Source organism: Caulobacter segnis (assembly GCF_031454995.1).
GTDB lineage: Bacteria > Pseudomonadota > Alphaproteobacteria > Caulobacterales > Caulobacteraceae > Caulobacter > Caulobacter segnis_E.
In genome coordinates this window covers 1008667-1023390 of sequence record NZ_JAVDRV010000002.1, presented here as the reverse complement: position 1 = coordinate 1023390, position 14724 = coordinate 1008667, and the positions used below count along the sequence as shown (strand labels likewise).

The 14724-nt window shown below is 64.8% G+C and carries 6 protein-coding genes; 3 read left to right on the top strand and 3 right to left on the bottom strand.

Annotated features, from left to right (window positions below; translation table 11 throughout):
• Positions 1 to 266 precede the first annotated feature (266 nt).
• The 3 genes from J2728_RS10755 to J2728_RS10745 all read left to right on the top strand — a co-directional run bounded on the left by J2728_RS10755 (position 267) and on the right by J2728_RS10745 (position 6829).
• A complete protein-coding gene (locus J2728_RS10755) occupies positions 267 to 3056 on the top strand; it encodes a TonB-dependent receptor (RefSeq protein WP_309998971.1) in 2790 nt (929 codons plus the stop codon).
• Positions 3057 to 3119: 63 nt separating this feature from the next.
• On the top strand, positions 3120 to 4667 hold the full coding sequence (locus J2728_RS10750; protein ID WP_309998969.1) for a tryptophan halogenase family protein: 1548 nt from the start codon (positions 3120 to 3122) through the stop codon (positions 4665 to 4667).
• Between the two features lie 314 nt (positions 4668 to 4981).
• Positions 4982 to 6829, top strand: a complete 1848-nt coding sequence (locus tag J2728_RS10745; protein ID WP_309998968.1) for a glycoside hydrolase family 35 protein — start codon at positions 4982 to 4984, stop codon at positions 6827 to 6829.
• Between the two features lie 130 nt (positions 6830 to 6959).
• Here the strand turns inward: J2728_RS10745 and J2728_RS10740 are convergent, their stop codons facing one another.
• From J2728_RS10740 to J2728_RS10730, 3 genes are all read right to left on the bottom strand, one after another.
• A complete protein-coding gene (locus J2728_RS10740) occupies positions 6960 to 8834 on the bottom strand; it encodes a glycoside hydrolase family 97 protein (protein WP_309998966.1) in 1875 nt (624 codons plus the stop codon).
• Between the two features lie 22 nt (positions 8835 to 8856).
• A complete protein-coding gene (galA, locus tag J2728_RS10735; RefSeq protein ID WP_309998965.1) occupies positions 8857 to 11322 on the bottom strand; it encodes a beta-galactosidase GalA in 2466 nt (821 codons plus the stop codon).
• A 298-nt stretch (positions 11323 to 11620) separates the two neighbouring features.
• Positions 11621 to 14677, bottom strand: coding sequence for a TonB-dependent receptor (locus J2728_RS10730; protein WP_309998963.1), 3057 nt, complete (start codon positions 14675 to 14677; stop codon positions 11621 to 11623).
• Positions 14678 to 14724 lie beyond the last annotated feature (47 nt).

Below are 14724 nucleotides of genomic sequence, written 5' to 3'. Positions count from 1 at the left end.
CCATTTTTCGCTCGCGCCGAGAGCTTGGGCTCTGCGCCATATGGCCGGAAATGCTCATAAACACCGCTATTTAGCCACTTATCCGCTGTCCTTGGGCTCCGCGTCATCACCGAGAGAAATCCTCGGTCGAATATGGGGCATACCCACCTAAGGCCTCGGTGCTCATAGGAATCATACTTGTACGACAAATGGCAGCATAATATGTCGGACATGAAATCGCGCTCGACATGAAGCGCGACCGAAGAAAAACACGCGAGGAGGGAACAATGAGGACCATGCAAGTTGGGCTGATGGTGAGCGCGTCTCTGGTGGCGCTGGGGCTGGCCGCTCCGGTCCAAGCCCAGACGAAGCCCGCCGCTTCGTCGAACGACACCGCGGTGTCGGAAATCGTCATCACCGGCGTCCGTGAAAGCCTTCGTTCGGCCCAGGCGATCAAGCGCAGCGCCGACCAGATCGTGGACTCGGTCCAGGCGCAGGACATCGGCAAGCTTCCGGACGCCAACACGACCGAGGCCCTGCAGCGGATCACCGGCGTGCAGATCCAACGTCGCTACGGCGAAGGCGCCACCGACTTCGACCATCGCACTCAGCCGGCCGTCACCGTGCGCGGCCTGACCCAGGTGCAGAATTTCCTCGATGGGCGCGCCATTTACTCGGCGTCGGGCGGCCGAGCCTTCGACCTGGAAGGCGTTCCGCCGGAGCTGCTGTCGGGCATCGACGTCTATAAGAACGCGCCGGCCAACATCATCGAAGGCGGCGTCGGCGGCGCGGTGAACCTGCGCACCCGCAAGCCCTTCGACTCGGCGGGCCGAGTGATCAGCGCCACCGTGCGCGGCAACTACTACGATCGAGTCGGCAAGGATGGCGGCTCGATCTCGGGCCTCTACAGCAATCGCTGGGACACGTCGGCCGGTGAGATGGGCTTCTTGGTCAACGCCGTGCTGAGCAAGAGTCGCTATCGCCAGGACGGCCTGCTGGCCGGTCCGTTCGACACGGTCGCGGCGGGATCGATCGCGGGCGCGCCGGCCAACGCCCAGGTGCCCTATGGCTTCGAGATCTATGACGACACCGGCGACCGCAAGCGCCTTGGCGTCGCCACGGCCTTCCAGTGGAAGCCAAGCGACGACCTGCTGATCACGGCCCAGTACCAGCGCACCAAGTACTGGTTCAATCGCACCGGCGCCTACTACTACGACTACAACAACCGCTCGAACGTCCGGAACGCCGCCGGCGTGGTGACCAGCTACGGCACCGATCCGCTGCCGGGCGCGGCCTTCACGTTCAACGACGAAGGCTACGCCACCAAGGGTTCGCTGCGGAACCAGACCTTTGAGACCGGCCGCTACGACCAGCAGCTCTGGAGCCAGAGCCAGAACTTCACGCTGAACGCCGCCTGGCGGGTCAGCGATAAGCTGAAGGCCAATTTCGACGCCCAGTACCTGAAATCGTACTACAACGCCGACCGCAACGGTCACGTCCTGTCGCTGTACACCCAGTCGGGACAGACGGGCCTGACCACGCCGCACAAGACGGTCGTCGACTTCGACCTGACCGGAAAATATCCGCGCTTCGAGGTTCGCGATCCGGGCCTGCTGAACAATCCGGCCAACTACACGACGCCTTACGTCGCCGACTCGCTGCAGCGGAACGACGCCGAGACGTTCGCCCTGGCCGGCGATTTCGAATACGACTTCGAGGGCGGCTTCTTCGACAAGCTGCGCGGCGGCGGCCGCTATTCCGACAACAGCATCGACCTGCGCGGCACCTGGCACGGGGTCTGCATCACGTCGCTGGGCGCCGACCCGAACTGCTCGGCGCCGGCCGGCACGCCGCTGGTCCCGCTGTCGGCGCATCCGCAGCTGGCCATGAAGGGGCCGTCCAAGGACTGGTTCGACGGCAACACGGTCAAGGGGGGGCTGCTCTATCCGGCCTTCCCGTCGGGCGACGGCGTCTGGGCGCAGACCAAGGCGCTCTACGCCCTGCTGGGGGCGACCACGAAGGACAACTTCACGCCGGGCGACCTCAACAGCCAGACCGAGAAGACCTATACGGGGTGGGCGATCGCCGACTACGCGACCGAGGTCGGCGGCGTCGCCATCGACGGCGGTTTGGGCGTCCGCGTGATCAAGACCGAGGCGACCTCGAAGGGCACCCAGTTCAATTCGGACGGCACCTCGAAGGCGATCGACGTCGACAACAGCTACACGCGGGTGCTGCCCAGCTTCAACCTGCGCGCCAAGCTGACCGACACCTTGCAGGCGCGTTTGGCCTATTCGAAGGGTCTGGCGCGGCCGAACTTCGACCAGCTCTCGACCAACCTGACCCTGAATAATCCCAATCAGGTCAATCCGGTCACCGGCCACCCCAGCGCCAGCTCGGGCAACCCGAACCTGCACCCGATCGAGTCCGACAACTACGACGCCACGGCCGAGTGGTACTTCTCCAGCACCGGTTCGCTGACGGCGGGCGTCTTCTACAAGAAGGTCGACGGTTTCCTGGCCGGCGGCACGGTGACGGGCACCTACAACGGCGTCGTCTATGACGTCGGCACCGTGGTCAATTCCGGCAAGGGCACCGTCAAGGGCATCGAGCTGGGCTACCAGCAGTTCTTCGACTTCCTGCCCAGCCCGTTCGATGGTCTGGGCCTGCAGGCCAACTACACCTATGTCGACAGCAGCGTGAGCAACCCGTTCGCGACGGCTGGATCCAACACGCCCCAACAGGTGCCGCTCGAGAAGCTGTCGAAGAACAGCTATAACCTCGTCGGCCTCTACCAGAAGGGCCCGATCAGCGGGCGGATCGCGTACAACTGGCGCTCCAGCTATCTCGATCAGACGACGGGCAGCGGCGCCAACGGCATCCCCCAGTACGCCAAGCCCTACGCCTCGCTGGACGTCTCGGTCGCCTACGACATCAACGAGCACATGGCCGTCTCGTTCGATGTCGTGAACCTGAACAACCGGATGAACGTCCTCTACATCGGCACGCCCGGCGCGCCGCTGCAGTACCAACTTAACGATCGGCGCTACGGCCTGGCCCTCCGCGTCACCTACTAATCCTCCCCCGAGGCTGAGCCGGCGTGGTCGGGTCCACGCCGGCGATTTTTTCGGGAGATCGCCATGTCCCAACTATCCGGAGCATCGATCGCGCCGCCCGCGGGGGAGGGCGCGATTTCGCGCGTCGTGATCGTTGGCGGCGGCGCGGCCGGCTGGATGGCGGCGGCGGCGCTTTCGAAGGTTCTAGGTCCGCGCGGCCCGGCGATCACGCTGATCGAATCCGAGGAGATCGGCATTGTCGGGGTGGGAGAGGCGACCATCCCGCCCATCCGCGCCTTCAACGCCCTGATCGGGCTCGACGAGGCGACGTTCGTCCGCGAGACGCGCGGGACCTTCAAGCTGGGCATCGAGTTCGTGGACTGGACGCGGCGAGGTCATCGCTATTTCCATCCGTTCGGCGTCTACGGCCACGATTTCGGCGCCGCGCCATTCGAGGCGGTGTGGCGAGCCTCGCGCCGCGCCGGTCAGGCCCAGTCGCTCGACGCCTATTCGGTTTGCGCCCGCGCCGCCGCGCTGGGTCGCTTCGCGCCGATCCCTCAGAGCGCCAACGGCCCGCCGCCCATGGGCTACGCCTTCCACTTCGACGCGGGGCTCTATGCCCGCCTGCTGCGCGCTCATGCCGAGGCCGCCGGTGTCGTCCGCCTTGAGGGCAAGGTCGTCGACGTCGCTATGCGCGGCGCGGGTGGTTTCGTCGAGGCCGTAACCCTGGAAAGCGGCGAGCGGATCGCCGGCGACCTCTTCATCGACTGTTCGGGCTTCCGCTCCCTCCTGCTCGGCCAGGCGTTAGAGACGCCCTTCGAGGACTGGTCGCGTTGGCTGCCCAACGACCGCGCGCTGGCCGTTCCGTCGTCCAATACCGAACCGCCCCCGCCCTTCACTCGCTCCACCGCGCGCGGCGTCGGCTGGCAATGGCGCATCCCGCTCCAGCATCGGACGGGCAACGGCTATGTGTTCTCGAGCGCTCACGTCTCGTTGGATGAGGCGCGGGCGACCCTGCTGTCGGGTCTGGAGGGCCAGCCACTGGCCGAGCCCCGCCTGCTGACCTTCCAGGCTGGCCGCCGCGAAGCCTTTTGGGTCAAGAACGTTGTGGCCTTGGGGCTGGCCTCCGGCTTCCTGGAGCCATTGGAGTCGACCAGCATCCACCTGATCCAGGCGGGTATCGCGCGGCTGCTGGAAATGCTGCCGACCAAGGCGTTCGAGCCCGCCGACGCGCGGCGCTATAACCGGCTGATGGCGGCCGATTTCGAGAACGTCCGCGACTTTCTGGTGCTGCATTTCCACGTCACCCAGCGGGACGACACCGCCTACTGGCGGGACCTGCGGGCCATGGATCCGCCCGACAGCCTGGCCGAGCGGCTGGCCATTCATGGCGCCACCGGTCGGATCTTCCGCGAGACCGACGAGCTTTTCACCAAGACCAGTTGGCTGGCCGTTCTGGAGGGGCAGGAGGCTTCGGTGCTGGGCGAGGACCCGCTGGCCCTTTCTGTCTCGCGCGAGGTCGCCGCCGCGCGCTTGGCCCGGATCGCCGAACAAGCTGGCGAGGCCGTGGCTCGCATGCCCGGCCACGCCGACTTCATCGCCGCGCACTGCCAGGCGAGTCTCCATGCCTAGCTCGCCACGACCCATGCCCAGTTCTTGGGGGAAGCCAATGTCCGCTTTTTCAGCTTGCCGAGCCCGTGAGCGAGAACGAAATCGGCATCGAGGGTCTAAACTCAATTGCAAAAACGACGGTCTTTATCGTGCGATTTATAGACTTGTCTTTGTGTGGAAAATTCCAAGGTGCGGCCAATTGAATTATAATAAATATAGCCGATCGGCGAGGCGTTGAGAATTTCTGTCGGCTATTGTCGTGAAGACGGGATTCGTGGAGTGGCCCGAATGGGACTTTGCTCCCGAATGTTGCCTAAGGTTCGAAAGAGGAAGTTATGAGACCGCTTGTTAAACTGATGCTTTGCGCGGCGATCTCGTCGTCGGCGCTGGCCCCGTTGTCGGCTCTAGCCGCCCCGCCAGCGCACCGTTTCGAGGTGAGCGGCCACGGCTTCCTCAAGGACGGGAAGCCCTACCAGGTCATCTCGGCCGAGATGCACTATGTTCGTATCCCGAGGGCGTATTGGCGCGATCGCCTGCAAAAGGCCAAGGCGATGGGCCTCAACACCATCACCACCTACGCCTTCTGGAACGCGCACGAACCGCGGCCCGGCGTCTATGACTTCACCGGTCAGAAAGACCTGGCCGCGTTCATCCGCGCCGCGCAGGCGGAGGGGTTGGACGTCATCCTGCGCCCCGGCCCCTATGTGTGCTCGGAGTGGGAGCTTGGCGGCTATCCGTCCTGGCTGCTGAAGGACCGCGGCGTCCTCCTGCGTTCGAGCGAACCCAAGTACACCGCCGCCGTCGAGCGCTGGATGGTTCGGCTGGGGCAAGAGATGCAGCCGCTATTGCTGAAAAACGGCGGCCCGATCGTCGCGGTGCAGTTGGAGAACGAATACGGCGCGTTCGGCGACGACCAGGCCTATCTCGAAGGTCTGGAAGCGACCTACCGCCGGGCCGGCTTGGCCGATGGCGTTCTGTTCACGTCCAACCAGGCGTCCGACTTGGCCAAGGGCTCGCTGCCGCATCTGCCCTCGGTGGTGAATTTCGGCTCGGGCGGCGCCGAGAAGTCGGTCGCCCAGCTGGAGACGTTCCGGCCCAATGGCTTGCGGATGGTCGGGGAATATTGGGCCGGTTGGTTCGACAAATGGGGTGAGGATCACCACGAGACCGACGGCCGCAAGGAGGCCGAAGAGCTGCGGTTCATGCTGAAGCGGGGCTATTCGGTGTCGCTGTACATGTTCCACGGCGGCACGTCGTTCGGCTGGATGAACGGCGCGGATTCGCACACCGGTAAGGACTATCACCCCGACACGACCAGCTACGACTACGACGCGCCGCTCGATGAGGCGGGCAACCCCCGTTACAAGTACGGGCTGCTGGCCTCGGTTATCTCCGATGTCACGGGTAAGCCGGCCGCGCCGACGCCGGCGGCCAGCATCGCCAAGACCTTCCCGATCTCGGCCGTGAAGCGCAGCGCCTCCTTGTGGCGCAACCTTCCCGAGCCCGTTCGCGCCAACCGCCCGCTGACGTTCGAGGAGCTTGATCAGAACTACGGCTATGTCCTCTATCGCGTCCCGCTAACCCCGGGAAAAGGCGGCGTGCTGACGCTGAAGGGCGTCCACAGCTACGCGCAGGTCTATGTCGACCAGAAGCTGGTGGGCGTGATCGACCGTCGCCTCGATCAGGAAACCGTCACCTTGCCCGAGCGCTCGGGGGCGGCGACGCTGGATATCCTGGTCGAGAACACCGGCCGCGTGAACTACTCGCGGGCGATCAGGACCGAACAGGCGGGGCTGACGGGCGAAGTCACCCTGGAGGGGCAGCCGCTGAACGACTGGCGCATGTACCGTCTGCCGATGGACGACGTGTCCAAGCTGCCCATGTCGGCCGAGCCCTGCGTTGGTCCCTGCTTCTACGAGGTGGAGATGACGGTCGATCGACCCGCCGACACCTATCTGGACACGCGCGGCCTCCACAAAGGCCAGCTCTGGCTCGGCGAGCACAACCTGGGCCGCTTCTGGTCCATTGGACCGGTGCACACCCTCTACACGCCGGCGCCGTGGATGCGTCCCGGCGCCAACCGGATCGTCTTCTTCGACCTGACCGGCGACTCCACTGAACGTCTCACGACGGTGAAGGCGCCGGTCTTCAGCAGGGTGACGAACACCCGCGAGGCACAATAGATGAGCGTCGCCCGTGCTCAAGGTCGTGAGCACGGGCGACAGGCTCCATCGTGTTAAAGATCATGGTCCCTTGGCGGCCTATTCCCCAAGCGCTGACCCATGGTCCAGCTTGCTTGGGGGGCGGCTGAGGCTACCGCGGCTCGATGACGACCACGCTTCCACCCGATCCCTTCAGGTCCATCTTGAGCACGGTGTCGCGATCGACGAGCCGGCTGGAGGTCTCGACCGCGTTCGGCGAGGCGCCGTCGGCCCAGATCCGCGCGTTGAACTTTCCCTTGGGCAGGAAGCCTAGCGGAAGGGCGACGGAGCGCCCTTCCTCGTTGTTCATCACGCCCACATACCAGGTCGACGCCGCGCGTCGCGCCAGGGCGACATAGCTGTCGGGCGTTCCCGCCACGAACCGCGTCTCGTCCCAGGCGGTCGGGACAGCGCGCAGAAACTCGAAGCCGGGCGCGTCCCGATAGGCCGAGGGATCGTCCGAGACCATCTGCAGCGGGCTGTCATAGACGACGTACATCGCCAGGGCTTGGCCGCGCCGCGTTTGGGTGGACGGCATCACCTCGGTGGGCGCGTAGTTTTCCGGCACGCCGTTCCGGAATCCGCCGGGGGTGTAGTCCATCGGGCCCAGCAGCAGGCGCGTATAGGCCAGATGGACGTTATGGCTGGCGGTCACGCGCTTGGTCGGGAACTTGTCGTACTCGGCCCCCAGCACGCCTTCCTGGGTGATGTAGTTTGGGTAGGTCGCGGACAAGCCCGACGGCGGAAAGGCGCCGTGCATGTCGAGCAGCAGATGATGGGCGGCGGTCGCCTTGGCTAGGCGTTCATAGAAGGCGACCATCTCCTGGTCGTCGCGTTCCATGAAGTCGACCTTGATGCCCTTGACACCCCACTCGGCATAGCGCTTGAGCACGGCGTCCATGCGCGGCTCCATGTGCTTCCAATGGACCCAGAGCAGTAGGCCGACGCCCCGCGCCTTCGCGTAGTCCACCAGGGCGGGCATATCGATCGCGGGGTCGGCGCGGGTGATGTCCGTCTTCGGGTCGGCCTCGCAGCAGCCCGTGGCGTTGTAGGCCCAGCCCGCGTCGATCAGGAAGTAGGGAAACTTGTTCTCGGCGGCGAAGTCGATGAAGCGCCGGAAGCGCTCCATGGTCGGCTTTTCGCCGTTGGTCGGGCCAGACCACCAGTCCCAGGCCGCCTTGCCGGGCTTCACCCACGAATAGTCACCGGTGGGCCGAGGCGCGAGGTTGCCGATCAGGGGCGAGGGGATGAGGTCGCCCGCCCGGTCGCCGAGCATCACCACCCGCCACGCCGTGGTCAGGCCGCGATCGGACGTCACCGCGATGCTCGGATCGTCCAGACGGGGCGACAGCCGCACTTGGAAACCCGTTCCGGTGGGAACCAGCGCCGAGCTTGTGTAACCGCCAATACCCGACTGAGCGATGGCCAGGGTCGTGTGGCCGCTTTTCGACGCGCAGACGGCGGGGATCTCGTAGGCCTTGCCGACGTCCATGGCCGACAGCTTCAGGAACTTCCAATTGTTCTCGTGGGACGAGACGTACTCGCTGGCCAGACAGGACAGGTCGCCATCGAGCTTGAACTGGGTGCGTTCACCCCGAAGCTTGGTCGGGCCGCCATCCGGAAGAACATAGCGGAACGCGACGCCGTCATCGTAGGCTCGAACCTCGATCTTCAGGGTTCTGGCGATGGGGCCCTTCGCCTGAAAGGTCAGGGTGGTCGCGTTGTAGACGTCGGGGGCGCGGGCGGCCTTGGTGGCGACCAGGGGCAAGCTCCGGCTGACCGCCTGACGCTTGACCGACTTCAGCTCGAGGCCTTCCAGAGAGCCTGCCGACAGATCCAGGCCCAGCGGAGAGTCGACGATCAGCGACTCCGACCGGCGCGACACCGAGAACGCGCTTCCATCGTTGGCGATGGATATCGCGATGCTCTTGTCCGGAGAGGCCGTGACGATCTGCGCGGCGGCCAGCAGCGTGATAGGCAAGGACATGCTCGGGTTCTCTCTTGTTTTCTCAGCGGCTTGAGAGCGCGACGACCGCGGTCGTCAGACCTTCCGCGCGCGCCGCCAGGCGAATGTCGCCCGGCGTCTTGCGCGTCTGCACAAGCGCCTGGGCCCAGCCGTTGTAGGTCGTGCGGAAGGACGCCTTGTCGGCCTCGTGGCAATTGGGATCGCCGTTGCCGACGCCAATCAATCGCCCCGCGCCGGTCAGGTCGAAGTCCACCCGAACGGCGGCCTTGGGCACGATCACGCCGGCCTTGTCGCGCACCGACACGTTGAGCACGGCGACGTCCTGGCCATCGGCGGCTAAGCGCGTCCGATCCGCCTCCACGACAATGCTTGCTGGCGCGCCGGCGGTCCTGCGCTCGGATTTCAGGACGACCTCTCCGCCCTTGAAGCCATAAGCGACAAGTCGGCCGGGCGCGTATGGAACCGACCATTGGACATGGCCGTCCTTCGGCGGACTCCGGCGACCGAGGGATTTTCCGTTCAGGAACAACTCGACCGTGTCGAGGTTGGTGTACGCCCAGACCTCGACGGTCTTGCCTTCCTGTCCCTCCCAGTTCCAGTGCGGCAGGAGGTGCAGAACTGGCAGGTCGTCTCGCCACCAGGCCTGATAATAGTAGAAGATGTCCTTGGGCAGGCCGCACAGGTCCAGGATGCCGAAATTGGACGAAATCGACGGCCACCAGTTGAAGGGGGTCGGCTCACCCCGATAGTCGAAACCGGTCCAGACGAAGCCGCCAAGTAAGTAGGGCTTGGCGTTGTAGAGCTTCCACCACGCCTGGGCCGTCTTGCCCCAGTAGGGCGCGTCGACGTCATAGGACGAAACGACGGACCGCTTGTCGTCGCGCGCGTACTCGCCTCGGGTGGAGACCGCGCTGGCGGTCTCGGTGCCGATGATCGGCATGTCCGGGTATTTCTGCCGGAAGGGTTCGATGAGCTCTTCGTGATAGTTGAAGCCCATCACGTCGATTGCGTCGGTGATCCCCTCGCCGAAGCCCTTGTTCATGGCGGCCGTCACCTTGCGGGTGGGATCGAGGGCGCGGATTTCCCGAGCCATCGCCTTGGCGATCTTGGCGCCGCGCGCCGTGCCCTGCTGGGGCTCTTCGTTCCCAATGGACCACAGCATCACGCAAGGATGGTTGCGGTCACGGCGAACCAGGCGCCGCAACTCGTCCATGGGCTCGGGCGCGGAGCTCATCTGACGGGTTTCATCGATCACCAGCAAGCCCAGCGCGTCGCAAGCGTCGAGCAGCTCCGGCGTCGGCGGATTGTGGGCCGCGCGGTAGGCATTCGCGCCCAGCGCCTTCAGCTGCTTGAGACGCCAGATTTGCAGGGCGTCCGGTATGGCCGCGCCGACGCCCGCGTGATCTTGGTGGTTGTTGACGCCCTTCAGCTTCAGGGGGCGATCATTGAGGAAAAAGCCTTCGCGTGCGTCGAAGCGGAAATCCCGGAAGCCGAAACGGATGTCATACACATCCTGGATCGTCTCTCCCTCGCGGATGGTCACGCGCAGGACGTAGAGATTGGGCGCGTCCGTCGACCAGAGGCGGGGCGAGGGGACCTTGCACGTCAGCTTGGCGGTGGTGTCGCGCCAAGCCGCGACCGATTGCGTCGTCTGGCCCGAAGCCACCGGCGCGCCAGCGTCCAGTACGAGTGCTTCGATCCTGACGTCGGCCCTGGTCTCGCGGCGGTTGGCGACTTCAACGTCGATGTCGACCTGGCCGTCGCGTGAGGCGCGCGCGAAGACGCCCCATTGGGGCACGAAAAGCGGGGCCGTCTTGACGAGCCAGACGTGCCGGTAGAGGCCGGCGCCCTCGTAGAACCATCCCTCTCCAAGGCTGGCGTCAAGGCGGACCAGCAGCACGTCGGCCGCGCCATCGGTGTTCAGGAAGTCGGTGATATCGACACCGAACGAGGCATAGCCGCCGTGGTGCTGGGTGACGATGTAGCCGTTGACGATGATGGTGGCGTCTCGGAACGCGCCGTCGAACTCCAGCGCCACACGTCCCTTGGCGTCCGCGGGCGCGATGGGCAGCGTTATGCGGTACCAGCCAACCGAGTTCTCCGGAAAATTCCGCCCGATAGCCTTGTAGCCGTGGGCGGCGACGGGATCCTCGTCATCCTTGTCGGCCGGGTTTCGGCTGAAGCGGATATTGTTGACGAACGGCAATTCGACCGCCCAGTCATGAGGCAGGGTCACTTCGCGCCAACGTCTGTCGTCATAGTCGGGGGCCGCCAGAGCGCCGGCGGCTCGGCCTTGTTTGGCGAAGGTGCGCTGGAAGTCGCCAAAGCCGAAGTCGCGATCAGGATCCGCCGCGTGGCCCAGGGCGAAACGCCACCCTTCATCCAGGCGAATGCGCTGTCGCGGAGAGGAAGTCGCTGATCCCGCCGAAGCGCTGGCTGGAGCCAGAGAGGCGATCGCCGCGCCCGCGACGGGCAGGGAGTGGATCAGGGTCCGGCGGTCGATGGGCATGCTGGTCCCCTGGCTTGTTAGCGCGGCAAAGAGACGCCCGCCGCGTCAACGGGGGCGAACGCGGCGGGCAAGGGAGGAGTTAACTAGCATCGCGCTTGCAGTCGCGACGCGCTTTTCAGCGCCATCCGTCGAATGGCGCCCATCCAGCCGCTCGGCCACACGCCGGCCGGCCGCCAGATCCGATCCAAGTCATCCGTCGTACGGTCTTGCTTGCCATGCATCGCTTGACGCGCTCGGACGGTATGGAGGGAGGAAGAGAGGGCCGTCCCGCTGACGAAACGGCCCTCGGTCGTGGTCGTTAGAACGTGGCGCGCGCCGTCAGGGTGATGGTGCGGCCGTCATAGTCGACCCAGCGGGCGACCCGACGATCGTTCTCGTACTCGAACCGGACCGCGTCGGTCAGGTTATAGACGTCGAGCGACAGGCTGAGGGCGTCGTTGACGTTGTACGACGCCGACATGTCCAGCTGGCCACGCGACTTCACCGAACGAGCGCCGCCCGTGTAGGTGCCGTTGGCGTTCAGCGGGTAGTCCGAACGCCAGTTGTAGACCATCCGGACGCCATACTTCGGCGTCTCGTAGTAGCCGATCAGGTTGATGTTGTTCTTGGAGATGCCGGGGAAAGGCGCGATCGCCGGGCTCTTCGACTTCGTATACGAGTAGTTGAAGCTGCCCCCGAAGTTCTTCCAGAAGCCCGGCAGGAAGTCCAGGTTCTGCTGGATGTTGAACTCCAGACCCTCGACGGTGGTCTTCGAGTCGAGGTTATAGCTGGCGCTGGCGTTGACGTGGACCTGCTTGGTCGCGCTGCTCAGGGCGGTGGCCGTGCAGTAGGTGCCGTCCCAGGACAGGGCGCCGAAGCCCCAGGTCGAGCCGTCAGCCGGGCACAGGATCGACGGATCGGACGTCGAGGTGATCCGGCCCGTGATGTCCTTGTGGAAGTAGGCCAGCGAGACCAGGCCGTTGGGGCGGTTGTACCACTCCAGCGACAGGTCGAACGACTCGGCCATGTACGGCTTGAGGTTGTTGTTACCGATCGAAACCCAGGTGTCGTACACGCTCAGCGAACCGACGCTGAGCGTCTTGTTCAGGCTTTGCAGCGGATCGACCTTGGTCGCCGGCGAGTACTGACGCGGGTGCGGGCGGACGTAGGTCTTGTAGTAGGCGCCGCGTAGCACCAGGTCATCCATGACGTCGGCGGCGAAGATCGCCGACGGCAGGAAGTAGTGGTACTTGTTCTTGTACTGGTCGGTCTTGAAGTCGTTCGGCGAACCAATCCCGTTGGTGGGCGCGACCTTGCGGTCCAGCACCGTGATCGTGTTCTTGGTGTCCTCGTAGCGGCCACCGAAGTTACCGCGGACCCCGTGACCGAAGATCTCGGTGTCATACTTCGCCTGGACGTAGAACTGATTGATATCGTTCTCGTTGGTGAAGTTCTTGTCGTAGTAGGCGCCATCCGCGTACTGGATGTTGAGCCCCACCGACGACAGGCCGCCGCCTGGGAAGACCGTGACCGGACGAACCGCGTCGAGGAACTCGCGGACCTTCAGAGTCTGCCAGTTTTGATTGTAGTTGCCGACGGTCCCGCCCATGAAATCCTTCAGGAAGGGCGAGGTCTCCAGCATGCTCGAGGTCATCTTCGAGGTCTGGATGCCGTAGGCGTACGAGCGATAGCCGGTGGAGACGTACTTCTCGCGCTCCAGCCGCACGCCCGCCTGGATGCTCTTGATCGGGCCCAGGGTAACGAAGCGCTCGGCGTCGAGGCCGACGCTGTTCAGGTCGTTCTTGGCGAAGCTTTCCGAGCCCTCGATCGCCATCCGGTTGGTGCTCTGTTCGGGCGTGCCGTTGTTGTACCACGACACCGGATCGTCGACGCCGCCCCAGGTCCAGTTCGCCCCGGCGTCGATGGAGTTCTGCGGGTTCGGACGGGTCACGTAGGAGAAGCCGTCCATGTTGCCCAGGCCCGTCGAGAGCGAGCCTGAAACGCCGCCGCCAGGACGCGTGTAGTTGACGAAGTCAACCGAGGTCTCGACCGAGGCATTGGACCCCGACGACAGGCTCAGAGCCGCGGCCAGGCGCCACTGCTCGTTGCTCCAGTCGATATTGCCGATGACGCCCTTCGACTTCTGGTGCTGCGAGTACAGGCGGTTCGAGGTCAGGACCGTCAGGTTGTTGAAGTCGTAGCTCTCGTAAAGGTACCGGCCGTCGTTCGTCTGGATCGGCGTACCCTTCGGTGTGATCACCGTGCCCGCTCCCGGCGTCTTGGACGGGGAGAAGTAGCTCGTCATGAAGTATTGGACGGTGTCGGGCAGATTGCGATCGGTCATGAAACCGATCAGGCCGATCTTGGTATTGTCGTTCGGCTTCCACTCGACGCCGGCCGTGCCCGACCAGACCTTGCCCACGTTCATGCGGGTGTACTGACGGATGGCGCTATTGGACCAGACGCCATTGGTGCTCTTGGAGCCCGTGTTGCTGGTGACGAAGGGGGCGGCCTCGGAGGCCGAGAGGCCCAGCGCCTGCGACAGCGAGCGGCAGTACGAGGTGGCGTTGTTGGCGCAGGGCGTGGCCGAGAAGTACTGGCCGTACGTCGCGTTGAACTGCGTGGGCGTGAGGCCCGTCGAGGCCGCCGTCAGATAGTCGTAGTTGTTCAGACGCAGCGTATCGCGGCGGAAGTTTTCCTTCTTGTAGGCGACGGTGCCGAACACCGCGAGGGTGTCCGTCAGGTGCTTGTTGTAGCCGACCGTCGCGGCCGGGGCGCCCAGGTCGCCCAGGGTGTTGTGCTCATAGGCCGCCTTCATGAAGCCGCCGTCCTTGCGCGACAGCGCCGGGGCGATCTGCATGTCCACGTTGCCCGACAGGCCGCCCGAGACCGTGTTGGCCATCGGCGACTTCTGGATCACGAAGGCCGAGAAGATGTCCGAGTTGAACGCGCCCAGCGGCGAGCCCTGGTTGTCGCGCAGCAGGGCCGGACCCGAGAAGGATTGGCCGTTCAGCGTGGTCTTGGAATATTCGCCGGGCATGCCGCGCAGGTTGATCGTGGCGTCGCGACCTTCCGCTTCGCGGTTGATCTGGACGCCCGGAACGCGTTGCAGCGCTTCGCCGACGTTCAGGTCCGGAAAGCGGCCCAGGCCGTCGGACGAGATGCCGTCGGTGATTTCAATAGCGTTTTTCTTCGAACGGATCGCGTTCGCGTAGCTCTGCTTGAAACCGGTCACGACGACCGCTTCCAAGGTGTCGTTCTGCGCGGCGGCCGAGGCGTCCGCTTGTTGAGCGACGGCGGCGGCCGGAAGGCCGATAATCGTCGCGGACAGCAGCGCCATGCGAAGAGCGCGCGTCCGATTGGTGTGAAAGCTCATGATACTCCCTCCTTGTCTGGCTCGCCCTTTTCCGGCGGCTCATATTG